The organism is Lysinibacillus sp. LK3, from assembly GCF_001043675.1.
Lineage (GTDB): Bacteria > Bacillota > Bacilli > Bacillales_A > Planococcaceae > Lysinibacillus > Lysinibacillus capsici.
In genome coordinates this window covers 59286-84689 of record NZ_LDUJ01000014.1, presented here as the reverse complement: position 1 = coordinate 84689, position 25404 = coordinate 59286, and the positions used below count along the sequence as shown (strand labels likewise).

General features: G+C 38.4%; 28 protein-coding genes. 4 read left to right on the top strand and 24 right to left on the bottom strand.

Annotated features, from left to right (window positions below; all coding sequences use genetic code 11):
• Positions 1–398 precede the first annotated feature (398 nt).
• The 3 genes from VK91_RS08390 to gpr form a co-directional block, all read right to left on the bottom strand.
• Positions 399–2294, bottom strand: coding sequence for an acyltransferase family protein (locus tag VK91_RS08390; protein ID WP_048392159.1), 1896 nt, complete (start codon positions 2292–2294; stop codon positions 399–401).
• 593 nt (positions 2295–2887) lie between these two features.
• Positions 2888–3742, bottom strand: coding sequence for a stage II sporulation protein P (spoIIP, locus tag VK91_RS08385; protein WP_225340378.1), 855 nt, complete (start codon positions 3740–3742; stop codon positions 2888–2890).
• Between the two features lie 120 nt (positions 3743–3862).
• Positions 3863–4879, bottom strand: a complete 1017-nt coding sequence (gene gpr, locus VK91_RS08380) for a GPR endopeptidase (RefSeq protein WP_048392158.1) — start codon at positions 4877–4879, stop codon at positions 3863–3865.
• 163 nt (positions 4880–5042) lie between these two features.
• Between gpr and rpsT the strand changes: the two genes are divergently transcribed.
• Complete coding sequence (gene rpsT / locus VK91_RS08375; RefSeq protein ID WP_004226906.1) at positions 5043–5291, top strand: 30S ribosomal protein S20; 249 nt, start codon at positions 5043–5045, stop codon at positions 5289–5291.
• Positions 5292–5386: 95 nt separating this feature from the next.
• Here the strand turns inward: rpsT and holA are convergent, their stop codons facing one another.
• Positions 5387–6397, bottom strand: a complete 1011-nt coding sequence (gene holA, locus VK91_RS08370) for a DNA polymerase III subunit delta (protein ID WP_048392157.1) — start codon at positions 6395–6397, stop codon at positions 5387–5389.
• 165 nt (positions 6398–6562) lie between these two features.
• Between holA and VK91_RS22410 the strand changes: the two genes are divergently transcribed.
• Positions 6563–6700: a YqzM family protein gene (locus VK91_RS22410; protein ID WP_004226902.1), complete on the top strand. Its 138-nt coding sequence runs from the start codon at positions 6563–6565 to the stop codon at positions 6698–6700.
• Positions 6701–6728: 28 nt separating this feature from the next.
• On the opposite strand, the gene VK91_RS08360 is transcribed toward VK91_RS22410, so the two are convergent.
• The 12 genes from VK91_RS08360 to VK91_RS08305 form a co-directional block, all read right to left on the bottom strand.
• On the bottom strand, positions 6729–9005 hold the full coding sequence (locus VK91_RS08360) for a DNA internalization-related competence protein ComEC/Rec2 (protein WP_048392156.1): 2277 nt from the start codon (positions 9003–9005) through the stop codon (positions 6729–6731).
• A gap of 14 nt (positions 9006–9019) precedes the next feature.
• Positions 9020–9589: a ComE operon protein 2 gene (locus VK91_RS08355; protein WP_004226897.1), complete on the bottom strand. Its 570-nt coding sequence runs from the start codon at positions 9587–9589 to the stop codon at positions 9020–9022.
• Positions 9590–9694: 105 nt separating this feature from the next.
• On the bottom strand, positions 9695–10321 hold the full coding sequence (locus tag VK91_RS08350) for a helix-hairpin-helix domain-containing protein (RefSeq protein ID WP_048392155.1): 627 nt from the start codon (positions 10319–10321) through the stop codon (positions 9695–9697).
• 279 nt (positions 10322–10600) lie between these two features.
• The gene (locus tag VK91_RS08345) at positions 10601–11338 is read right to left on the bottom strand and encodes a class I SAM-dependent methyltransferase (protein ID WP_048392154.1); all 738 of its coding nucleotides are present in this window, start codon (positions 11336–11338) and stop codon (positions 10601–10603) included.
• Positions 11339–11683 (bottom strand): ribosome silencing factor, encoded by a 345-nt coding sequence (rsfS, locus tag VK91_RS08340; protein ID WP_004226890.1) that lies wholly within the window; start codon positions 11681–11683, stop codon positions 11339–11341. It abuts the gene before it with no gap.
• The gene (gene yqeK / locus VK91_RS08335) at positions 11680–12252 is read right to left on the bottom strand and encodes a bis(5'-nucleosyl)-tetraphosphatase (symmetrical) YqeK (RefSeq protein ID WP_048392153.1); all 573 of its coding nucleotides are present in this window, start codon (positions 12250–12252) and stop codon (positions 11680–11682) included. Before yqeK ends, rsfS begins: the two co-directional genes overlap by 4 nt.
• Positions 12221–12811, bottom strand: a complete 591-nt coding sequence (locus VK91_RS08330; RefSeq protein ID WP_048392152.1) for a nicotinate-nucleotide adenylyltransferase — start codon at positions 12809–12811, stop codon at positions 12221–12223. Before VK91_RS08330 ends, yqeK begins: the two co-directional genes overlap by 32 nt.
• Positions 12812–12820: 9 nt before the next feature.
• Positions 12821–13123 (bottom strand): ribosome assembly RNA-binding protein YhbY, encoded by a 303-nt coding sequence (gene yhbY / locus VK91_RS08325; protein ID WP_048392151.1) that lies wholly within the window; start codon positions 13121–13123, stop codon positions 12821–12823.
• A 5-nt stretch (positions 13124–13128) separates the two neighbouring features.
• Positions 13129–13959, bottom strand: coding sequence for a shikimate dehydrogenase (gene aroE, locus VK91_RS08320; RefSeq protein WP_048392150.1), 831 nt, complete (start codon positions 13957–13959; stop codon positions 13129–13131).
• Positions 13960–13991: 32 nt separating this feature from the next.
• Positions 13992–15095, bottom strand: coding sequence for a ribosome biogenesis GTPase YqeH (gene yqeH, locus VK91_RS08315; RefSeq protein ID WP_048392149.1), 1104 nt, complete (start codon positions 15093–15095; stop codon positions 13992–13994).
• Positions 15092–15613: a YqeG family HAD IIIA-type phosphatase gene (locus VK91_RS08310; RefSeq protein ID WP_016994153.1), complete on the bottom strand. Its 522-nt coding sequence runs from the start codon at positions 15611–15613 to the stop codon at positions 15092–15094. The genes yqeH and VK91_RS08310 overlap by 4 nt, the downstream gene beginning before the upstream one ends.
• A gap of 36 nt (positions 15614–15649) precedes the next feature.
• Positions 15650–16432, bottom strand: a complete 783-nt coding sequence (locus VK91_RS08305; RefSeq protein ID WP_048392148.1) for a phosphatidylserine decarboxylase — start codon at positions 16430–16432, stop codon at positions 15650–15652.
• Positions 16433–16568: 136 nt separating this feature from the next.
• On the opposite strand from VK91_RS08305, the gene pssA reads away from it, so the two are divergent.
• Positions 16569–17069 carry a CDP-diacylglycerol--serine O-phosphatidyltransferase gene (gene pssA / locus VK91_RS08300; protein WP_048392670.1) on the top strand — a complete coding sequence of 167 codons (501 nt, stop codon included), beginning with the start codon at positions 16569–16571 and terminating at the stop codon, positions 17067–17069.
• Positions 17070–17155: 86 nt separating this feature from the next.
• A complete protein-coding gene (gene sigK / locus VK91_RS08295) occupies positions 17156–17863 on the top strand; it encodes an RNA polymerase sporulation sigma factor SigK (RefSeq protein WP_004226867.1) in 708 nt (235 codons plus the stop codon).
• A gap of 330 nt (positions 17864–18193) precedes the next feature.
• Here sigK and mtnN read toward each other — a convergent pair whose 3' ends face one another.
• The 8 genes from mtnN to mltG all read right to left on the bottom strand — a co-directional run bounded on the left by mtnN (position 18194) and on the right by mltG (position 25331).
• On the bottom strand, positions 18194–18886 hold the full coding sequence (gene mtnN, locus VK91_RS08285; protein WP_016994157.1) for a 5'-methylthioadenosine/S-adenosylhomocysteine nucleosidase: 693 nt from the start codon (positions 18884–18886) through the stop codon (positions 18194–18196).
• Between the two features lie 60 nt (positions 18887–18946).
• Entirely contained in the window at positions 18947–19606 is a 660-nt protein-coding gene (locus VK91_RS08280; protein ID WP_048392147.1) for a YrrS family protein, read from the bottom strand.
• A gap of 143 nt (positions 19607–19749) precedes the next feature.
• Positions 19750–20238, bottom strand: coding sequence for a transcription elongation factor GreA (greA, locus tag VK91_RS08275; protein ID WP_016994160.1), 489 nt, complete (start codon positions 20236–20238; stop codon positions 19750–19752).
• A gap of 175 nt (positions 20239–20413) precedes the next feature.
• Complete coding sequence (gene udk / locus VK91_RS08270) at positions 20414–21052, bottom strand: uridine kinase (protein ID WP_004226858.1); 639 nt, start codon at positions 21050–21052, stop codon at positions 20414–20416.
• Entirely contained in the window at positions 21052–22332 is a 1281-nt protein-coding gene (locus VK91_RS08265; protein WP_048392146.1) for a U32 family peptidase, read from the bottom strand. Before VK91_RS08265 ends, udk begins: the two co-directional genes overlap by 1 nt.
• A gap of 14 nt (positions 22333–22346) precedes the next feature.
• Positions 22347–23279, bottom strand: coding sequence for a peptidase U32 family protein (locus VK91_RS08260; protein WP_048392145.1), 933 nt, complete (start codon positions 23277–23279; stop codon positions 22347–22349).
• Between the two features lie 5 nt (positions 23280–23284).
• Positions 23285–23917, bottom strand: a complete 633-nt coding sequence (locus tag VK91_RS08255) for an O-methyltransferase (protein ID WP_048392144.1) — start codon at positions 23915–23917, stop codon at positions 23285–23287.
• A 286-nt stretch (positions 23918–24203) separates the two neighbouring features.
• On the bottom strand, positions 24204–25331 hold the full coding sequence (mltG, locus tag VK91_RS08250; protein ID WP_048392143.1) for an endolytic transglycosylase MltG: 1128 nt from the start codon (positions 25329–25331) through the stop codon (positions 24204–24206).
• Positions 25332–25404 lie beyond the last annotated feature (73 nt).

Genomic DNA, 25404 nt, shown 5'->3' with positions numbered 1-25404 from the left:
GTTTTTAAATTTTACAGTATTAAGTATATAAATGCAGACAAATCAGCTATAGTAGTACTCGATGTGTAGCAGTTGAAATGAAAATGCGTCTACTCGACATGAGGAGAGGTTCGATGGATGAATCTTCGCCTGATCAACCAAGAAAAGCACGCTATCTCCAAAAGATATCATCATCCATATTGCTAAAAAGCGTGAACACAATCCCATTTTTATAAACCTAAACTATGATTAGTAAAAGAAAGAATGGACATCGCACCATCTTCCATATAATGGAACAGATCAAATATCAAGCTTACCATACAGGAACAACTAATAGAGGTAGAGCAAATAGCTCCCTTTCTAAGATATAGAAAAAGTCAGCTACGCAGACAAAACTGTGTATACTGACCTTTTTTATTTTATTTATTTAAGGCTTGTTGAATGAGCTTTGTTAAAACTTCTATCCCTTTTTTCTCTAAATGTACACCGTCAGGGGCAAAGTATTCAGGGTGATTGATTGCTGCTGCATGCCAGTCAATTAGTGTTATTCGCTCATGTTCCTGTGCTTTTTGCAGTAAAGCTTCATTCACCTTTGCTTCCCAAGATCGCGGCACACGTGTATTCACTAGATAAATATCGGCATTTGAAAAAGCTTCAAGGAGTGCATCCATTTGGTCAGTCGTAAAATAACCATTTGTCCCCAATTGTAGAATGACAGCATGATTAGGTTGATTAAAACTTGCATAATTTGGTGCAAGTTTTACAGCTTGCGAAACTTGACGGCCTATTTTTCCATCGATTGTAATAGTCGGATACATATTATGTAAGCTCGGTGCAATATCAATCATTAGGGAGTCACCAATGGCTAGTATGCCACGATAAAACTCATCCTTTTCAGGCTCTATAATGGTGTTATTTTCTTCTTGCTTAGGTGTTTCTATCTTTTGAACATCCTCTACTCCCTCATCCTTACTTTGAGAAGGCTTGTCGGTAGAGGCTTCAGCTTGTTTGTCCTGCTTGTTCAGATTGGCTGTAGGCTCTTCGCCATTAATTTTTATCGTTGTTGGCAGCGTTTTAGATGGGTTTTGCTGACTTTCACCCACTACACCTGTCATGCCTGTGAAAAATACAAGCAGAAAAAGAGGAACCATAACCGTTGATATTTTTCGTGGAAAAGTAAGGCTTCCCCACTTGTTTTTATTACAAATCAGATATTTTTGACAATAGACTCGGAACCCTTCTTTCCGGATGGGCATTTCAATGAAGCGATAGGATAGCTCTGCAATCATCAGGATTAGTAAAAGCTGCAGGAATATTCGCCAATAGGAAGGATTTCCAATTTCATGAATAGGTGTCCCTAAAACCATGACAGGATAATGCCATAGATAAATGCCGTAGGAACGAGAGCCTATCCAACTTAATGGCTTCCATGCTAATATTTTTCCTAGTATGCTGACTGGATGAGAAATACATGCAATCAAAACAGCAGCATTCAAGCAAAATAAAAACATGCCTCCTCTATAAAGAAAGGATTGATATTCATCCACATACACTATGCTTACTAAAAAAATAGTAAGTGCAATGAAACTCATCGTATTTAGTTTCTTCACATGGTTCGCTGATAATTTTTGAGAAGATAATCTTTTCATTGGCCAAACGAGTGCTAGCCAACAGCCTATTAATAATTCAAAACAACGTGTGTCCGTTCCATAATAAACACGACTAGGATCAGCGCCTGGCTGATAGAGTAACGCCATTACGAATGCTGAACAAAGGGCACCACAAAAGATGATATTTGCTAGTTTATTTTGTTTTTTAACAACAAAAAGTCCAATCATTAAGAGCAATGGCCATATCAAGTAAAATTGTTCTTCAATAGCTAATGACCATAGGTTTTTTAAAGGTGATGGAGAACCGAAACTATCAAAATAAGAGAGTTTATGAAAAATGAACCACCAATTACTTGAATAAAAAATGGAGGACAATGCATCCCCGCGCAAAGTATGGAGAAGCTCTTTATGAAAGAGCATTGCCCAAACAAATGATGTAACAATCATAACGTAGGCAGCTGGTAGTAGCCTTCTAAATCGTCCCACCCAAAATTTCTTTAAGCTGACTGTTAATTGATTGCCCTTTAAAGGTAAGATGGTAGAGGTGATTAAATAGCCCGATAATACAAAGAAGATATCTACTCCTAAAAAGCCACCTCTAGCCCAACTGAAGTTAAAATGATAAGCAATAACTGCTAATACAGCCAATGCTCGAATCCCGTCTAGTCCAGGAATATAACGATGATTTAATGACTTGCCTGACATACTATTCCTTCCTTCAATAATCTCTCAATTTCGTTTCGGTATAATGTGTTGGTTTTTTCTAGCTGTACAAAGTAGAAGTCAATCTAAAAGCGCTGTCACAATCTGTAATAACCGCACACGGCTTTGGTTAAATGATGTTAGTTACATCCAAATGCTACAAGGAGTATCGCTTTTTGAAGGTATTCCCTTCTGCATCAAGATAAAACCTGTTGTCACGTAATAGAACCTTTTGGATTGATAACCATCCCCTCTCTATTATTTTTGCTTATTCACTTATATGTTTGACGATTGAAATACGATAAAAGTTTGAGAGAAAAATGAAACGTTATCATTTTTAGTCTTCTAAAAAATCATATGTATATTTGCTATAGAGGCATTCCCAAAAATGGTATATACTCCAAAAGTAAGTTTGCTTTATTTGCATATGCCTTCATTTAACGTTTTATCATGAAATTCGCGAGCCAACTTGAAAATTATAAGACAAGAATGGAGCAATGGAAAGACAATTAATGAGAATTATTTCTGGAAATTTTATTATCATACAATATTAAAAAAGTGAGCCCACAAGAGTCCCACTTTTTAATATGATTGGTCTATTTTGTTGAATCATTGACAAACGCTTTTGATATTGCCTTACCAATTACAGCAATCGTACGATTAACCTCTTCCTCAGTATTACCAATTCCACCAATCTCAATAATCATCATTTGCTTTGCTAAATCCTGATTGTATCGCCCATCAACCCCATCACCACTTTTAGAAATAACACCTTTGGAAATTTTCGGAACAATGGCGTTTAGTGTGGATGATAAACTTTCAGCATAGGCTGTATTCCAGCGGTAATTAGCATGTTCTGCCCCAACAACAATAGCGATTTTCGCATAATTTTCCCCATTATATGAGATCGTTGTAAGATCATGTTTTAATGAGTCACGATGTAAATCAACTATTAAATCATAATTATTTGTTTCTAAATGCTTACTTAAATATGGCCTCATCACATTATAAGATTCATGATAGCCTTTACCTTCTTCTTGTAATTTCTTCATAATATCTACATCAAGAACATCCGTCTTTAAACCATTTACATTAAAATGATTCACAATCTTATCCTTCAGGCTCATAATATTGACCGTTTCATGAGAAGTCGCTACCTTACCACTCACTGCTTTCACCATAGGTTCATATGCTTCATGCGTATGGGTAAATAACACTAACACTTTAAATGGGTCCGGGTCTAGGGCTTGATCTGGTTCAGGTTCTTTCGTTTGTTCCAGTACACTTTGTTCAGCTAAATTGGTAGCAGCAAACACGACTTGCTTATCTTCTGATTGTTTGATCGGAGTCGATGCTTGCTTGTTGAACGGAAGTTGCCCAGCAATGACAGGTAATACGAAAAAGAACAATAATATACCAAATGACCATTGTAGTTTTTTTAGCAAAGTCACACCCTCCTCCCCATATCGTATGGAGGGGGGATGTTAATTAGAACGAAAATAAATTTCTTGTTTTACGCATAAATAAGCGTGTTTTAGAAGGACTACTCTTTGCGTTGTTTCTTCATTATTTTATAAATCACTTGCCCAATTCATTAGCATAGAAGCCACTAATTTTGCATAGCGATCAATCCAATAGTCTGCTTCTTTTGGTGTAACCATCAGTTGTGTGTGTGAGCCAGCGAAGGTTTCCTCAAACAGCTGCTGCCGCTCCTCCTTCGTCCATGTCGCCCATTCTCCAAATATAGGTTGTACTAATGTCATATCCAGTTCCTTGTTGATATCTGGTTGCCATGAGGATAATGAAAGCTTTGATGACGGTTTACTGCGTTCAGCCACACGAGCAGCTATCGAACGTAGCATAGTTTCTACCGCATCCGCAATTAATACAGGTGCATCTACTACAGTAGGGATCCCTATTGCTGTTACGGGAATGCCAAGCATCTCATAGGAAATCTCTTGCCGTTGATTGCCTACTCCTGAACCTGGATGTATGCCTGTATCTGTTAATTGAATCGTTTTACAGAGTCGATTACTCGCTCTTGTAGCAAGTGCATCTACTACAATGATTAATTTCGGTTGCAAACGTTCAGCAATAGCAGCCACAAACTCACCTGTTTCGTAGCCTGTTTGTCCTGTTACACCAGGAGCATACATGACAAATTTTTCATCAATGACATCTAAACTATGCAAATGGTCAATTAAATATGGACCTATTGCATCGGGTGTTATAGTGCGATTTCCTAAACCGACTATTAAAATTTTATCGTCTTCTTGCCAAGAAAGTGCGTCATGCATTTTTTTGAAATTTACAAGCAATTCTTTTTCAAGTTGTGCAAAGCCTTCTTGATCTTCTAATGTTAGTGTCGGGACAGAAAGGGTAATATACTGCCCTTCTTTTTTACCAATTTGCTTTTCCCCTTCAGCATCTACAAGAACATCTGTAATTTTTACTCTACCAGCATTCCGATCTTCAATTTGAATGCCACTTGATTGTTCAAGCTTTTCTTTTTGCTCTTTGGTCTGATGGACAACTACCTCTTCTGATTCATCGATTAAATCTGTTCGTTGCCAATTAAAATTTTGCATACAGTTCACCTCAAGCTGTAGTTTGTTCAAACTGTCAAGTAAATATTCTTTGCATTTATCTATTGCAATTTGGCCAAGCGTTTGTTAAAATGATTTTTGTTGTATTGACACAAGAAATCAATGAGAAGATATCATCTCGTACCTAATTTAGGAGGTGAAATATATGCCAAACATTAAATCTGCGATTAAACGCGTAAAAGTTAACGAAAAAGCTAACATTGCTAATTCTCAAGCTAAATCTGCAATGCGTACTACAGTGAAAAAAGCTGAAAACGCTGTTGCTGCTAACGCTGAAAACAAACAAGAACTTTTACAAGCAGCTTTCAAATCTTTAGATAAAGCAGCTTCAAAAGGACTTATCCACAAAAACGCGGCGGCTCGTAAAAAGTCTCGCCTTGCTAAAAAAGCGTAATTGTTTAAAGGATCAGATACTCTATTAGGAGTAGCTGATCTTTTTAATTTTATAGAGAACATAAAAAGCTGCCCTTATTGGACAGCTTTCTTTGCCTATAGTTGGCGCAATAAAAATAGCTCTAGATAGCGCTCTCGATTTCCACCAGACGATTTTAGCTGTAAATCAACCTCTGCTAATTGATATAATGCCCGTAGCAAATTTTCTTCTGAAGGCCGATGCCGTTGCTCAATCATAAGTTTGACGCGATACGGATGAATTTTTAAATTTTTAGCGATTTGTTGAGGGTGATAACCTTTTTTCAATAAATAAAAAACATTTGACATGGTACGAACATTGGATGCTAGCAAGCCCACTAACATAATAGGTTCTTGTTTTTGTCGCAATAAATCATGATAGATAGACAAGGCTCCGACAGAGTCATTTGCCAAATATGCGTTAAGCATTTTAAAGGCATCTTGCTCTAATGTTTTTGCCACCAAATCCTCCACTAAAGAAGTTGTAATTTCGCCACCATCACCTAAATAAAGGGTTAGCTTGTCAATTTCCATCTGTAATTGTAGCATGTTGGCTCCGACCATTGTAACAAGCAATTCAATAGCATCTTGTGTAATGCTATTACCTTGTGTTTTGACAATGCCTTGAATCCATACGGCTAAATCCTGCTCTTTTGGTGTTTCTGCTTGTACAAATAATGCATGCTCTTTCATCATTTTAGTCACTTTTTTGCGCTCATCCAATTTTTCATAAGGAGCAATAAAAACCGTTACGGAAAAATCAGAAGGATTCGACAACCATGTTTCCAATCGTTTCACATCATGATCGATTTTTTCCTTCCCTTTCTCGGTTGCTTTTAAAAATGAAGCATTTTTAGCAATAATAAGCTTACGTTCTGAGAAAAAAGGAATGGTATCTGCTTCATCCATGACTGCATCTACTGGTACTTCTTCTAAATCAAATGTCGACATCTCCAGATCTTCTTCTGGACCCAATGCCTCTTTTAAACGTTTAATGGTTTCATCTATAAAATAGCTTTCTTCACCAACAAGCAAATATACTGGTGCAAGCTCACCTTTTTTTATTGTATTCCAAACCGTTGAAATCATAATTTCCCCTCCATCTAGCAATACTATTAGTATACATGATTTCATAGTCCTTTGTGTCTTTGACCGAATTGTGTCGATTCCTTGCCAGACGGGGAAATCACCTTTTCGATATAGCTTTTATGACCATGTTGTCTTATAATAAATAACAGAATTGGAGGGATAACAATGAATCCATTTGAAGGAAAAAACATACAATGTCGACGTAACGATGCCATCGATTCTGGTGTTGGCTTCGGTGTATCATTTGGCGTTTTCACGCTTATGTTTATTATTGCAACTATAGTAGAATTTGTATCACAGTAATTGGACTTATGCAGGAGAAGGGCCTTGGTCATTGGACAAGGCCCTTTTCATTTACGCTAACGGACCAGCGATTATCACGAATACGTATTTCGATTGATCCATTCACCCCTGTTGTCCATGTCACTAAATCTCTACTGACAAAACGTTGTACTACTTCTTCATGTGGATGACCATAACGATTATGGAGACCTGCACTAAAAACCGTTAATTGGGGCTGTAGCAGCTCGACAAAAGCTTCTGTGCTTGATGTCTTACTCCCATGATGCCCTGCCTTCAGCAATGTGAGATTGGCCAATAAAGGTCCATAACGCTTGATCAGCTGTTGTTCGCCATATTGCTCCAAATCCCCTGTAAATAACGCTGTAAACGCCTTTTGCTGCATGTACAGGACAAGAGAATCATCATTTCCCTCATACAAGGCGTCATCAGGCCATAAGTAATAAAAATCTGTATCCCCTACATGCCACGATGTCCCCTTCATTTTTTCTTTAATAGGAATATGTCGCTTATTTGCTTCTCGCAATAAATCATCCATTAAAGGCTCATTCAATGAACCAGGTGTAACGTGTATTTCCTTCATGTTAATCTCTTGTAAGACTTCCTCTGCTCCTTCAATATGATCTGCGTCTGCATGCGAAGCAATAAAAATATCGATAGTTCGTATTCCCTTGCCTTTTAAAAATGGGACGACAACTTGCTTCCCTACCTCATATGGACTATCTGCTTTCTTCCACGATGCCTGCTCAAAGCGCAATACTCCACCTGTATCTATAACATAGACAGCCCGTCTAAAAGGCAATTCAATGACAATACTATCTCCTTGCCCTACATTTAAGAAGGTAATCTTTGTTTCGTTATACAACATGGGTGCCAAATGAATCCAAATAACAGGGATGACAAGGATCAAAATAGCTTTCCTGAACCTTTTTATTTCCAAATAATAGAAGCTTACTAAAACACTTATCATCGCCACGCAACTCAGCCAAATAGATGGTTTGCCTGGTGACCATAATTGCCAAGGAAGCTCTTGCATATAAAAGATTACTTCGGTCAGCCAATTACGTAGTGGTTCATAGCCAGCAAATAGGACATTAGCAAGTGGTAAAGAAAGATAAGATAGCACAAAGGCAATCATGTTAAAGGGTAATATAATAAAGGAAAACAGTGGAACAAAAACAATATTGACAAAAAACGAGGATAAAGATAATTCATAAAAATGATGGAGTAATAGTGGGTAAACGAGCAGTTGGCACACGAATGTGATAAAAAAAGAACGACCTAGCCAAGTTCTTGTCTGCTTAAAAATAATACCAGAATAAAGAAGACTAGCGGTTGCTAAATAGGATAGCTGGAAACCAATTTGGAAAATAACACCTGGCTCAAGCAAAACAAAGCCTATAAAGCTAATAGCTAATGCATCATCGATCGAAAGAACCCACTTAAAAAAGCGCAGTAACATCATCAATTCTACTACAGAAACAGCACGCCATACGGAAGGTGCTCCCCCTGCAATGACTCCATAAACCGGTAAGAGGATCAATAGCACGACAGTAGCCATTTCCTTGCGAACTCTTATTCTAAGTAATCCTTCAAAAAAGAGCCAAGACATCAGCGCGACATGTAGCCCAGAAATTGCAAATAAATGGGTAATACCAAGCTTTTGATAGGCACGCTGCAGTTCATCCTCCATCTGATCTTGCACCCCTATTAAAAGTGCTTGAGCCTCTGCTACAAGTGATTTTGGAAAAGTCCTCTCTATATGCTTTTTCATATTGTGTCTTACTTCGGCAAGAATAGTGAAGATGGAGGTTCGTTTTCCTACATAATGCCAATTCGTGATTTCAACAACGCCTGTTGCTCCTTTGCTCGTTAAATAGTTTGACATGGAAAAGGCATAAGCATGGGCAGATGGAGAGGGAGTCACGAGTTCACCTTTTGCAGAATACGTCATTCCAGTTAATGAGGTATTTTCATAAAAATTTTTCTCTTGTTCCGAGGAAAAGGTATAAACTACGTAAAGTTTTTGGCCATTTGTTGTTGTAGCAAACCCACGGAGTTTTTGCCCGTTTATTTTATAGTCACTTGACCAAGTTATAGGGAAGGTTGACGGTAAAGGGGAAGGTTCCGTCAGATGATTGATAGAAAGGAAAAAATAAGTTAGTAGACCACTAGTTAGCACAAAAATTGCAAGAAAACGTGACTCACCTTTTATGGTGAGCCACAGGACTAGTAGCAGTAAAAAAATGAGTAGCCATGCTGATTTGTATACTGCAATAGCAGCTATCAATACAGCAAGAGCTACCATAATCCATCTATGCTTTAAAGCTTGATGCCAAATAATGCACTCACCTTCTGTTCATATGGGAGCAATTTTTCAGCAGATACCCCACTCTCGCGAAGCTCGTGCAGCATTTCTGTATACAAAGCTAGTTTGTCATCTCGTAAAAAATCAATTTTACGTTCATCAAAGGGTACATGAACTACTTCCACTCCAGCTTTTGCAAATAACTCCTGTGCATATGGATTATTTTTATAATCCGTTGCGTAATACACACGTTCTATGCCAGCTTGAATGATAGATTTTGTACATGGTAAACATGGAAAATGTGTTACATACAAATCAGCACCTTTTGTCGGTGTTCCATATTTAGCACATTGCAGTAAGGCATTCATTTCAGCATGCACGGTACGGACGCAATGATTATCAACCACATAGCACCCTTTTTCGATACAATGCTCGTCCCCTGTAATGGAACCGTTATAACCACCTGCAATGATGCGTTTGTCCCGTACAACAGTTGCTCCTACAGCTAGTCTTGTACATGTGCTACGTAATGCGAGTAAATGGCTTTGTGCCATAAAAAATTGATCCCAAGTAATTCGCTCCATATGACTACCTCCAAAAATTGTCTAACTAATTAACTTTCTCTTGCTTTTCTACTACAGTGTAGCCCTTTTAGAAAAGGGGCGTCAATATACCATCCTGTAAAAGCATTACTTTACAGTAATCGCATCCTTTAGCTTTTCAAATGTTTTATCACCAATACCACTAACATTTTTTAAGTCATCTATGGTTTGAAACTGCCCATTTTCCTCTCGATACGTAAGGATACTTTGTGCTTTAGAAGGACCGATTCCTGGCAATGTTGCTAACGTTGCTACATCAGCTTTATTGATATTAATCTTTTGCTCCTTATTAGTCTCAGTAGGTAGCGTTAACAGAGAAGAGGCTCCTTCCTCTAGCTGTTCGCCTTTGAGAGGAATATAGATTACCATTTCATCCTGTACCTTTTGGGCATGATTGATAAATTGTGTGTCAGCATCCTCTGTATAGCCACCAGCAAGCTGTACAACATCTTTTATACGTTGGTCTTGCTCAAGTTCATAAACGCCTGGATACATTACAGCACCCTTTATTTCCACAAATACCTGCTGCATAACCGCTTCCTCAGCAGATTCACTCAAATTTTTTTCTTCAATAGGTTGGATTGTTTCGATGAGCTCTTCTTGGGGAGGTGAAGAGTCAGAACTCGAAAAATAGAAGTAACAAAGTCCACTGACGACTAGTATGCTGGGGAATAACATACTTTTTTTGTACTTTTGCCATAAAGATTGTAGCACAGTACCATCCTTTCCTTGCGAAAGGTCATCATATGGAGTTATATATATCTTACACTATGGATGGGTGGTTGAAAATGATAAAAAAACGTCAGAAGTTTCAATTTACCTGTTGAAGAGAGCTATCTTCTTAGTTATATCCAGTTTTATCCGACAATTTAGCCTCTTTATCCGCCTGTTCAAGTGTTCTATCCGCTACTTTAATCTTTCTATCCACTACTTTAGCTTTTCTATCCATCAAAAAAGCCACACTGCGTATTACACAGTGTAGCTCCCTTTTCTTTATTTCAGCGCACGAATAAAAATGCGTTCACTTTCCTCGTCAGGTGCCTCATCTGTAAAGTCTGCTGTAATTTCCACATGACTAAAACCGATGGCATGCAACCAAGCCATATACTGCTCGATAGTGTAAGTACGTTGCACGTGCTCCTCATCAAAGCGTTCATATAATTCACTTGCGTCATCTCGTACATAAAAGGTCATTTGATGAATAACCGAATGTTCAAAGTCGGCAGGCTCCGTATGCCATATATAACTAATGTCACCATCATCATACGTGAACGGACCATCTAAAAAAATCTCATTCATTTTAAATAACGAGTGAACATCAAAAAACAGCTGACCTCCATCACGCAACGACGTATAGATACGTTCTAATGTCGTATAAACAGAGTGCTCCTCTACCACATAATTCAAGGAATCAATTGTGATTGTGACAACATCGATTTCCTCAAAGCCATCTAGTTCGACCATAGACATACAGTATAATGGTGCATGGTAGCCTGCACCAGCAAAGCGTTCTGCGGCAATGGACAGCATCTCTTCTGATAAATCGATTCCACTGACTTGATAACCAGACTTTGCAAATAACAAGCTAAGTACACCAGTGCCACAACCAATATCCAACAGTTTTGGGTACTGGCTGCTTGGTGCATGCTGTACAACCCAATCTACATAAAGATTGTAAGGAATATCCGTTTGCAGCTCATCATAGACATGAGCAAAGCGTTCGTAACTCACTTAGGCCTCTGGCATGTCTAGTTGCGGTGCATCGCCCCAAAGACGCTCTAAATTATAATAAGCACGCTCATCCTTATGGAATACATGTGCCACAACATCGCCTAGGTCAACTAGTACCCAACGAGCTCCATCAAATCCTTCGACACGGCGAATTTCATAGCCTTGTTGTTCAGCTACATCCTGTAATTCGCGTGCAATGGCTTGCACTTGGCGATCTGAGTTACCATGAGCAATGATAAAATAATCTGCTAAAAGGGAAATTCCTTGCATATTTAAAACGACAATATCCTCACCATGTTTGTCGTCAATTGCTTTGTACGCTGCTTGTAATAAAGTTGAAGTCATCCTTCACTATCCTCTCTGTTCATCATATCGTTATAACATTCTATAGATAAAGGATAAATCGGCTGCTTTGTGTCAATTAAAAATGCCAAAGTATGGCGTACACATGCACTCATCGCCTTATCCAAATTTTTTTGTGCTTTTTTGCGCAGACGATCAACTCCATCAAATCGACGGTTCGGTTCAATCATATCTGCGACAAAAATAATTTTTTCTAAACGGCTCATATTAGCCCGCCCAGTTGTATGGAAACGAATAGCATTCAACAGCTCTTCGTCTGTGATACCAAACTCACTTTGTGCTATATATGCACCTACTGGACCATGTAGTAATTCACTACCCCATCCAATTAGTCTTTCATCTAATTTTTCATCACGAACGATATTCTCCATCCACTCAATATCAGCATATTTAGCAATATCATGGAGGATAGCTGCTGTTTCAGCTTTTTTTACGTCCTCGCCATATTTATGAGCTAGGTTGATGGCCGTTTCCATCACTCCGACTGTATGAATATAACGTTTTTCAGGCATTCTTGGCTTAATCGCCGCTAAATACTGTTCGCGTTCCATAAAGACCTTCCTCTCGTATGAACGTCTCTACAGCTTCTGGTAGTAGAAATGTCACCGTTCCTCCTGTAGCCAGGCGTTCACGAATCAGTGTGGACGATAAATCGATTTGAGGTATTTCCACCATACGTATAGGGTACTCTGTTGCCGCGGCTGTCCCTGGACGCTTTACTCCGACAAACTGAACAAGTTTCACTAAATCATCTATACAATGCCATGTATGTAGCGAATCAATCATATCGCCACCGATGATAAAGTAAAATTTCACATTCGGCTCTCTTCTACACAATGCAGAAAGTGTCTCATAGGAATAGGATACGCCACCCTTCTCAAGCTCATACGACTCTACTGAAAAATAAGGAAATGGACGAATCGCACGTTTTACCATTTCAAGTCGTTCAACATTACTAGCATCAAAACGTGCATTCTTATGTGGTGGGATGGCATTAGGCATAAAGCGGATTTCATCAAGTTCTAGCGCATGAAATACTTCATTTGCCATTAAAAGATGACCCATATGTGGTGGGTTAAATGTACCTCCAAGTAAACCGACCCTTTTCATCGTCTCACCTTATTTCGTTACTTTTGGTAATACAATCTTTTTATGATTGCGGGACTCTTTATATAAAACAACTGTCAGACCGATTAATTGGACAAGCTCCGCATGAGCGCCTGTGGCTAATGCTTCTGCGACTTCATGTTTATCCTCTTCACAGTTATCTAAAATACGTACTTTAATCAATTCACGTACTTCTAATGCCTCGCGAATTTGCTTTGTCATTTCATCATTAACGCCACCTTTTCCCACTTGGAAAATAGGTGTTAAATGGTGTGCTTCTGCACGTAAAAAACGTTTCTGTTTACCTGTTAACATAAAAATTAGTTTCCTCCTAATTGCGCCTTCAGTTGCGCAATCATTGAATTTGTATTTGGATAGTTTCCTAACCAGTGTTCAAAAGCGATGGCTCCTTGATGGACAAACATTCCTAAGCCAGTGACAATCGTTGCTCCTTTTTCTTCAGCCGCTTGTAAAAAAGGCGTCATTAATGGATTATACACAATATCCGCAACAATTGCTTCTTTCATCAGCCGATCTAATGAAAATGGTATTGAAAAATTGCCCGTGGAAAGGCCAGCTGATGTCATTTGCACAATAATGCTGAAATCAGCTAGCGTTTCTTCCGCTTGTTGTAATGAAATGGCACGTCCCATACCCATTTCATCAATAATCATTTGTGCATTCGTCACCGTACGATTGGCGATGGTTACATGACGATAGCCTTGTTGCTGCATAGCAAAGGCAATGCCTCGAGCAGCACCTCCAGCACCAACAAGTAATACAGGCTTGTCTTTATGAGAAACCCCAACGGCTTCTTCCAGTGATCGAACAAATCCAATACCATCTGTATTATAGCCTTTCAGCTTTCCTTCTGTTGTTCGTACGACTGTATTCACTGCGCCCATTTTTTGTGCCAGCTCATCTAGCTCGTCTAGATACGGAATGATTGCTGTTTTATGAGGAATGGTCACGTTCCAGCCACTTGCCCCTAATGTCTTCAAACCAGCAACAGCAGATTCTAATTGATCAGGCGTTACATGTAAAGGAATATATGTCGCATCAATTGACATGTCCTCAAACCAAGCATTGTGCATGGCAGGTGATTTTGAATGTTCAATTGGATCACCCATAACTGCAAACCATTTCTTCATTTCCTAGTCCCTCTCTCTACTATGTCCTCCATTTAGATCAGCGAAGGACGAATTGAAACTTGTACACCTTTTGGTGCGTAAGCTGCTACTACTACATTCGCATGTTGAACGGTAATCCAGCCAAGCCCAGAAAATACTACATCTGTTTTCGCTTCTTTGATGGAAAATTCGTGACGAACCAATGGCGGTAACTGGTCAATAAAGTCCGCAGTTGGGGGTGCCAATAATTCTCCTTTATGCTCTTCATATAACGCATCTGCCTTCTCAAGCTTTGTACGATGAATTGGTAAATCATTTGCCACATGGATGATAAAGGCAGAACGATCACCCTGAATAAAATCAAATCTTGCTAATGCACCAATAAATAGAGTTTGCCCAGCATTTTGTTGATAGACTTTCGGCTTAATTTCTTTTTTCGGCATAATATATTTTAATTCACTGGCATCAATATGATGAGCCATTTGATGATGATTAATAATACCTGGCGTATCATATAATGCACTACCATCATCCAATGGAATATCAATCATGTCTAAAGTAGTACCTGGGAAATGTGAGGTTGTAATCACTTCACCCTCACCTGTTGCCTGCTTAATAATTCGGTTAATGAACGTAGATTTCCCAACATTTGTACAGCCAACAACATATACATTTTGTCCTTTACGATATTCATCGATGGCTTCCATTGCTTCTGCCATCCCTTTGCCTTTATGGGCACTGACTAATAGGACATCGACAGGCTGTAGTCCAAGAGCCTTTGCTTCACGTTTCAGCCAGTTGATAACTTTTTTTGGCTTCACAGACTTTGGTAATAAATCAGCTTTGTTGGCAATCAATAGGACAGGATTCTTCCCTACAAAACGATGAAGCCCAGGTAGCCAGCTTCCATTAAAATCAAATATATCAACAATTTTTACGATTAAGCCTTGCTGTGTGCCAAGACCATTTAAAATACGTAAAAAATCGTCATCTGTTAACGATACTGGTTGAATTTCATTGTAATTTTTCAAACGGAAGCAACGCTGGCAAATGACCACATCCTTTTCTAATGATGATGGGGGTGCATACCCAACTGCTGTTTTATCTTCTGTTTGAATTGTTGTACCACAGCCAATACAATTTGGCATTTCAATCATTCTTGTTCCTCCCAAGTTATAATTCCTTTTCGTTTCAAATCATTAAATACGCGACGTTCAATGAAACGATTCAATTTTGTTACAAGCCCATCTGATTGTGCAACAGGCTTCACGAGCACTGTGTGTAAGCCTAAGCGATTTGCGCCCATTACATCCGTAAGGAGTTGATCTCCTACCATTACTACTTCATTTGGACGTAAGCCTAGTTGAATCAGTGCATTATAAAAAGCATTACGAAGTGGCTTTTTCGCCTTGTGAATATAAGGGATACCTAACGGCTCAGCAAAATGCTTTACACGAGCTTCCTTGTTATTTGACGCAATAATAACACGAATACCTGATTCTTTCATAATGCGTAACCAAATGATTAGCTCTTCTGTTGCATCTGGACGATCCCATTCAACAAGCGTATTATCTAAATCCGTAATGATTCCTCTAATCCCTAATTCTTGTAACTTTTCCGGCGTAATTTCAAAAATATTCGTCACAAATTCGTTCGGTAATAAAAAATTATACAAAATAGCGACCCCTAATCTTAACGTATTATTCGACCATTATAGCATATTTGCAAAGGCTTCACCCATTCGAATTGGGCTTCCTTTTACAACATTATCCGTAAATTTAATTGTATCCTTTTCAAACAGCATCACAACAGTGGAACCAAATGAGAAATAACCAACTTCCTGCCCTTTCTGCCATTTCGTTGTTGTATTGGTAAGTACAATGGAATTCACAAAGGTTGCACCTACTTTGATAAATGCAACATGCTGATTATTTGCTGCTTTCAGCTCAGTCACTAAACGATAATTATGAGAAATTGGTTTTTTACCGTATGTAAGACCTAACTGATTCACAGGATAAGATTTCTGACCAAGTGTATATTGTCGTAAGACTTCTCCATCTATCGGGCTATGGATACGATGGTAATCAGCAGGACTTAAATAAAAAACAATAAAATGTCCGTCTGCATATTGTGCAGCTCGTTCTGTATTGCCGAGTAAATCTTGTAATGCATAAGGCTTACCCTTCACAAGAAATGTCATATCCCATTCAATACGTCCAAAGGATTCCACTTTTGCGTCCACTGGGCTGGCATAGACAGTTGGATTTTTTTCAATAGGTCGAGCTTCTTCAATAAGTTCTCTTGTAAAAAAATCATGTAAACATGAAAATTGTTGTTGTTTTTTTGAAACTTCTTCAAGGTTAATATCGTATAACTTCATGTAGCTTGGTATTATACGTTTACTCCACTTCGCTTTTGCTATTGTCTGCAAAAGATGGGAAGATTGCTTACCATTCGTTAGTTCTATCAAGCGTTGATATAGTTTTTCTTTCATACAGTAAAACCCCTATCCATTAATTTAGACTGTCAATTTTTTCGCATTCGAAGTATAATGGTACAATATCTTAAGTGCAAAGGAGTGATCCCCCTTGTTTTTTTATCACAAGTTGGTGGATACCACGGTTAAGAAAATGAAATCGCACGCAGCTAACTTCATAACAATTAGTAATATGTCCTTTGGAGGCGCGGCTATTATGGCCACTCTACATGAATACTATAGCTATAGTGTCTTGTTTATCTTTATAGCAGCTCTTCTTGATCGCTACGATGGTAAGGTAGCGAGAGCGCTCGGACAAGTGTCAGAATTAGGTAAACAATTAGATTCTATGAGTGATATTATATCATTTGGTGTGGCGCCTGCATTATTAATGTATGAAGTTGTTCTAGTTGATTTTGGTTTTGTCGGCATGATGATGGCCGTATTATTTATCGTCTGTGGCGCGATGCGTTTAGCTCGCTTCAATATTAGCGAAGCGAACGGTTATTTCACAGGTTTACCAATTACAGCCGCAGGTACGTTCTTAACTTTAACGTATTTCGCAGCTTATACGTTCCATCCGGCATTTTATCTTTTCCTTTTCCCCATTTTAGCTTTACTCATGATTAGTACATTTACGTTAAAAAAAGTGTAACAGCACATTTGCTGTTGCACTTTTTTCATTTCCCACGGCTTTTAAACATATACTGTCGAAAAATGGGGAAAGGATGAAATCATTCAATGAGCGGAATTTTTACATCGATGTTGCAGTTATGGCTTGAAATCCCTGCGTTGCTTGGCTATTTAAAGGGGCAAACATTCCATAAACCCTTTTCAAAAGAAGAGGAAGCTGCTTGTATTGAACGATTTTTAGGTGGCGATGAGCAGGCGCGTCTTGATCTAATAGAACGTAATATGAGGCTTGTCGCACATGTCGTTAAAAAATTCCATCCAAAACATGAGCAACTCGATGATTATATTTCTATTGGAACAATTGGACTAATGAAAGCCGTTGAGAGCTATACCCCTGATAAAAAAACTAGACTTGCCACATATGCAGCTCGTTGCATTGAAAATGAGATTTTAATGCATCTACGCACCCAAAAGAAAGTGCAAAAAGACGTTTCGCTATTTGAGCCGATTGGAACTGATAAAGATGGGAACGCACTGCAAATTCGCGATTTACTTCAGTGTGATGAAGAAAGTGCCACAGAGAAGCTAGAGCATAAAGAGCATGTAGCACAACTATACCACTATTTGCATATGCTCGATGAACGTGAGCTCGAAATTGTGACACTCCGTTATGGCTTAAATCAACAGGATGCACTTACGCAAAAGGAAATTGCAGCACGCTTAAATATTTCACGTAGCTATGTATCTCGCATTGAAAAACGGGCACTTATTAAACTCTATCAACTATATAAACGAGACCAAAAAACTATTGAATAATATATTGTAAAATGGTTATGAAAAAAATTCAATCCTTCAATGACGGAAGAATATGCCTATTTCATGGCATATAAAAAGCTCCCCTGCGACATGACTATGTCGCAAAGGAGCTTTCCCGTCATACTAGTGTGCTGATTCAGAGAGTTCTGCTGAAATCAACGTACCTATTAAAGTTGTAATAATCACTACACCTGCTGTTAAAAATAACATCATGAATGCCTCCCATTCTATTATGAAGAGATTTATTAATGTCAGTGTAGCATTAGTTTTTTGTATCAACTGTGATTTTTCTCACAGAATAAACCACACATTTTGACCATTCTGTGTAGTTTATAGTGAGGAAATTGCTTTTAATACGACTTGTGTCGAATGTTTTGCAGCAACTGGTAAAAATTCATCAAAGCTAATATTCGATTCTTTACCTGCAATATCTGATAATGCACGAATGACTACAAAAGGTGTAGCAAATTGATAACAAACTTGTGCAACTGCAGCCGCTTCCATCTCTACAGCTTTCATTTGAGGGAAATGGCGACGAACAGCCTCTACACGTTCAGGATCATTCATAAAAGCATCCCCAGAGCAAATTAAACCAACGCCATACTGGTGCTCTCCAACTGCCTTTACAGCCTCCTCAGCTACCTTCATCAATTTCTCATCTGATTTATATGCTGCTGGCATCCCAGCCATTTGTCCAATTTCATAGCCAAAGATTGTGACATCCACATCGTGGTGACGAACTTCATCAGAAATAACGACAGCGCCTACCTCAAGAGCTTCATCATATCCACCTGCAGAGCCTGTATTAATGACAACATCTGGTTTAAACTCATGTAAAAGAATTGTCGTAGACATAGCAGCATTTACTTTACCAATACCGCTTTTTAATAATACGACTTCCTTGCCTTCAAAAGTTCCTGTTGTATACTCACTACCTGCAATCGTTGTGCTGTGTGCATCGTCTAATGCTGCTCTTAGAAGCTCCACTTCCTCTTCCATTGCGCCAATTACTGCAATTTTCATGTACTGTTACTTCCCTTCTTTTATCAACTCTATTAAAAATAATCAAAAGAGTGATTTTCGTCAATAGGCGCCTTCTAATGTATTTAGTTGCTCTAGCTTCACAGGCTTCCACCCTTCATTATCAACCCATTCCATGCTTACACGATACATTTGAGATTTATCATTGGTCGAAACAGTTGCAATGGATGAATTAGGACCACCATTATTTTGCATACGCCAGATGATCATATTGCTTTGGTCAATACCTGTCACAGTAGATACTGTTGCTACTTTCTCAGCCCAGTCTACAGACGTGTCGTCATATGAAGACACATGCTGACCTGTTTGAGTTGTAGGTGTTGGTTGCCAATTTTTATTCGTGATGACCTTCTCAACAATAGGATTATCTGATGCTGATTCTTCTGCTGTGCCTTGTTCTTCCTGGGATGTCTCAGGTTCTGATTCTTCTTCTGAAGGTTTATCTTCTTCTACAGCAAGATCTTCTTTTTCTTCATCCGTCGGTTCTTTTTCTACTTCTTTTTCATCATCACCGCTCTGTTCTTCTTGAACGGGTTCCTCTTTCACTGCTTGATCTGCATCATCTTGCCATTTAAACACATAGGTTGCTGTGATAATAATGAGTACAACCACAACACCAATTAGAACATTCAATAGTTTATCTAGCTTTTTATTACGAGATGGCTGCAAATGACGACCACTTCGAGTTTGTCGTTCACTCATAATGTCTCCCCCTCTCTAGGCAATATTCTATCAAGTTCGACAGCACTTGCAAAATAATTCTACTCACTATTTTACTACATAGTTATCACGCTAAAAATGGTACAAGCAGTCAGCCAAAGGCTAACTGCTTGTACATATACATATTATTTAATTGAGACAATTTTCACTTTCATTTCGCCGCCAGGTGTTTGAACGACAACCTCTTCACCTTCAGCACGACCAAGTAGACCTTTTGCAATCGGTGATTCATTCGAAATACGGAATTCCATAGGATCTGCCTCAGCAGAACCAACAATTGTATAAGATTCTTCATCTGTTGATGGCTTACCATTGATGATTTCTACGAATGTAACCGTTTTCCCTAGTGATACTACACTGTTATCTGTCTCGTCTTCAGAAATAATCACTGCATTGCGAATCATTGATTTTAATGTTGAAATACGACCTTCTAAAAAGGCTTGTTCTTCTTTAGCAGAATCGTACTCAGCGTTTTCAGAAAGATCTCCAAAATCACGTGCTATTTTAATGCGTTCAACGATTTCTTTTCGTGTTTCAGTTTCTAATTTTACTAATTCTTCTTCTAATTTACGTTTTCCCTCAGCTGTCATAGGGTACTGTTTTTCATTTGCCAAAGTCCTTCACTCCTTGTTTCTTCAATATAAAAACATAAAACTCGACTAAATGCACGGAAGATGCATTTAATCGAATTTTATTATTTTTAAACGTTTTCAAATTACGCTTTGACCTAATAGTATGCATGCTTTTTCAAAATATGCATGTAAATATTGTCAATACCACTCTATCTTATTACAATACGTTGTCGGTTTCAAGAATAGTTTTAATTTTCGTTACCATTAAATCAATCGCCACCTCATTATCCCCACCTTCAGGAATAATGATATCAGCATAACGTTTTGTTGGTTCAATAAATAAATTATGCATCGGTCGAACCGCTGATAAATACTGCTCAATCACCGAATCCGTTGTACGTCCACGCTCTTTAATATCACGCATAATACGGCGAATAATACGTAAATCTGAATCTGTATCCACAAATAATTTAATATCCATTAAATCACGTAAATCAGCATCCTCAAGGACTAGAATACCTTCTAGTATAATAACATCTACTGGTTCAACATGTATAACTTCTTCTGCCCTTGTATGCTGGACATAATCATACACAGGTTTTTCAATTGGTTGACGCACTAGCAACTTTTTTATGTGCTCAATTAATAAATCATTATCGAAAGCTAACGGATGATCATAGTTAGTTCCTAAACGTTCTTCAAATGTTAAATGACTTTGATCCTTATAATAAAAATCTTGTTCAATTACCACAACAGAATGCTCACGGAAAACATCATAAATGGCGCGCGTCACACTCGTTTTTCCCGAGCATGAGCCACCTGCGATTCCGATGACAACAGGGCGCTTCACTGCCATTAGTTATTCTCCTTTCGCATCATGTTATGCGGCTTCAATGGTGTATCACATTTAAATTTTACAATTTGTAATGGATGACGAGCTGCATCTAGGCTATTGCCATCCTCGTCCCAAATTTCACCCATTGTTAAACTGAAATTCTCAATTTCAGGACCAAAGAATTCTACTTCGTCACCAGGTTTAAAATAATTACGCTGTTGCATTGTCACTATTTTTGTCTCTGGATCATGCTCTAAAATAAGTCCAGCAAATTCATAGGTTGTTTTACGACCATGCACACCAAACATCTGCTCCTCAAAGCCAGGTGCATCATGGAAGAATGCTTCAGCTGTATCACGGTTAGCACATTTGTCTAATTCCTCTAGCCATTCACGTTTAATTTTAAAGTTATCAGGATCTGCACAATAAGCATCAATCACTTTACGGTACACAGAAACAACTGTCGCTACATAGTGAATGGATTTCATACGACCTTCAACTTTTAATGAGTCGATACCTAGCTCAATCATATGAGGAATCGCTTCAATTAATTTTAAATCTTTTGGACTCATCGCAAATGGTGCATGGCTCTCATCGAAAAGTGCTTTTTCTTCCCCATCTTCTAATTCATATAGATCATAGTCCCAACGGCATGATTGGCAGCATCCCCCTCGGTTTGAGTCACGAGCCGTCATATGATTAGAAAGAACGCAACGACCAGAGTAGGCAATACACATTGCTCCATGAACAAAGGCCTCAATTTCAATGTCGACCTTTTCCTTCATCAGCTTCATTTCTTCTCCGCCCACTTCACGTGCTAATACAACACGATGTAAACCTTCTTCTTTCCAGTACTGCACGGCCTTCCAGTTGGACAATGATTGCTGAGTAGAAAGGTGAATTTCAAGCTTAGGTGCTGCTGTACGACATGTTTCAATAATGAGCGGGTCTGCTACAATAATACCAGTTACGCCCACTGATTCAATATCCTTTAAATAACGCTCTAAGCCATCCATATTTTCATTGTGGGCAAAAATATTTGTTGTTACATATATTTTCGCACCATATTGATTGGCAAATTCTACACCTTCACGCATCTCTTCAATTGAAAAGTTATCCGCATTCGATCGTAGACCAAACTCTCGCCCACCGATAAATACAGCATCTGCTCCGTAATGGACAGCTATTTTTAATTTCTCTAAGCTACCAGCTGGTGCAAGTAGCTCTGGTTTTTTAGTAATGACACGTTTACCGTTGACAATCTCACGGATTTTGTCATTTTGCTCTAACGCTAATGCCATGTTATTGTCCCCTCCTAGTAAACTGTTTCCTTGAAGATAAAGCCTGTATCTAATGGTCTAATAGCTGGTTGAATATCTTCAATTTTTGCTAATAAATCGTCTTTTATTTCTTCATATGCCTCTTCTGATTCGTCAAAATACGTATCGATCGCTTTTCGATAAGCTTCTGTTACCGCGACTACATAATCTGGCGTTTGAAGTACACCTTCAATTTTCAGAGCATCGATGCCACCTTCAAATAATTCGCCTAGTTCATCAATAATACACATATCATTTGGACTGAAAATATGTGTACCATTTACATCTTCATATATTGGATATTTATTATTTCGTTCATCATCATGTAGGAACATATTACGATTTTCCTGGCGATTTTCAATAGCCATTACTTTATCTTGATATAAGAAATAATGGCCGAGTAATGGGCGTTTTGATTGGAACATACATGTCATGCCATGTACTTGTACTTCAATTTCCATTTCGGTATTTTCTTTAATTTCTAATACTTCATCAAGAGAAAGCTCACGCGCTAACACGGCACGCGTTGCACCACGTTTCCCCCAGTAATTAGCCGTAAACCAGTTTGTAGCTGTCGTTTCTGGATTCCAATGTAACGGAATCGTAACACCTTGCTCTCTGCGAATAATGAGAACCGCTGGATCACCGTAGATTAAACGGTCCACACCGATCCGTTGCATTTCTTTTAAATAATCAGCAAGTGCCTCTAGCTTCTCATTATGGAAAAGTGCATTGACTGCAACATATACCTTTTTACCCGCTTCGTGAATAAGCTTTGTCGCTTCTTCTACTTCTTCAACGGAGAACTCTCCTGCTAGACGTAGACCAAATTGTTGTTCACCAATAACAAAAGCATCTGCTCCAGCGGCTAAAAGTGCTTTTATATGTTCTAATGATTGTGGTGTCACAAGCAATTCTGGTTTTTTCATAGTAGTCACCTCTTCAAACATAGTAATAAACCATCACCGACTGGTAAAAAAGCACTTGTATAATCTGGGTGCTGCATAATCCAATCCGTGAAGTTTTTTAAATTGCGAATCATTGTTCGCTTACGACGTGGAACATCCTTCAACTCTAAATCAGACAAACCATGCATGTACATATTATCGATATACAATACCCCACCTGATTTTACTAAAGGTGCATATTTTTCAAAAAAGCGTTGGTATTGTCCCTTTGCAGCATCAATAAAGACCGCATCGAATGTTGTGTTAATGGACTCGTCATCCACTTCTAAAGCGTCACCCTCAATGACCGTAATTCGATCTGATACAGTCGACCGTTTAATATAGGCTTTTGCCCTTGCTACACGATCTTGATCACGTTCAATTGTAACAATTTGGACATAAGGCAATGCCTCTGCCATACGAATAGCAGAGTAACCAATTGCTGTACCTATCTCTAAAATTTTTGACGGATTTTGAATACGCAAAAGTTGATTTAATGCATCAATACCTGCTAGCTGCATGATCGGTACGTGATGCTCCTCCGCAAATGCTTCCATTTCTAAAAGCAATTCATTACGTGGCTGTATAAATGATTGTATATATGCATCTGATAATTCCATTGTTTCCACCCTCATTTAAAAGGCAACGAGCGTTTGCCGTTGTCTGTACTTCATCATTTATCAACAAAAAGAAAAAGACCAAACGTGATGTCTTGGTACTTTGCCATACAAAAATGAGCAATTGCTTCGATATGCTCAAACAATTGCCACCACGCATATTTGTCCCGCATAAATGAACGGATTGATCAAAAATCACACTTTATAATAGCATGAAAATAGAAGGAAAGCTATTTTTCTTTCCTTCTATCCATCTGTTTGCTATATGATTTTTGTTCTTCCTATACGTTTACTCTTCTTTTCGTAAATATTTTTCTACCTTCTGCAAATGCTCATCATAGGTTTTTGAGAAGTGGTTGACACCCTCTTTATCTGCTAGGAAGTAGAAATAATCTGTTTGACTTGGATTTAATGATGCCTCAATCGAAGTTTTACCTGCACCTGCTATTGGACCAGGTGGTAGACCTTTATTTTTGTAAGTGTTATAGGCATTATCCACTTCTAAATCTTCATATAGAACACGATCCTTGTGATCACCCAGTGCATAGAGCACGGTTGGGTCTGTTTGGAGTGGCATCCCTTCATTGATTCGATTATAGAAGACACTTGCAATAGTCTCTCGATCCGTTTGAGCAGTCGCTTCTTCTTCCAATAATGACGCAAATGTTAACAGCTGATGTACGGACATTTGTTTTTCAGCTAATACATCACTGTAGTTCTTCACTACATTGTTCATGGCTGCTATCATCTCTTCTACAATCGCTTGTAAAGATGGTTTTTCTTCATAATAAGAATACGTAGCTGGATATAAATAGCCCTCTAAGTCATAGCGAATATTGTCAGCTAAAACAGCCTCTGTAACTAGCTCAGGATAATTAGCCATCATTTGCTGAACAAATGTGTCACTCGTCACAAGATCCATAAATTCTTTTTGTGTGTACGGTGTTTTCTTTTCAATCACTTTCCCAATTTGTTCAAGTGTTAAGCCTTCTGGGACTGTCATCGTAAAGACAGGCTTACGATATACCTTCCCTGTTTTCAAGCTTTCAATGAGTTCATCAAATGTCATTGCCTGTGTTAAATCATAATTTCCCGCTTGAAATTGTGATTCATTTTTAAATTTTGCATAGTATTTAAAAACACGTGCATCTTTTATGACACCTTTTTTCTCTAGTAGTGTTGAAATGGAGGACAAACTAGAGCCAATTGGTACTTCTACTGCAATTGTTTTCGTTGCATTAGGGTCTAATGGTTTTAAAGCACCTTTTACATAATTGTACCCAAATAAACCAACAACTCCAATTATTAGTACGAAAACAATGGCAATAATTGCGACGATTTTTCTCACCATTTTTACCTCAGATTTTCTTTCTTGCATTTTTGAAAACATTTCTTGTTTTTTTGAACCGTTATCCACGGGTTTCCCCCCTATCACTATTCAATATCATACTAGAAATCAACTTTCACGACAAACAGAAATCGACAATTCA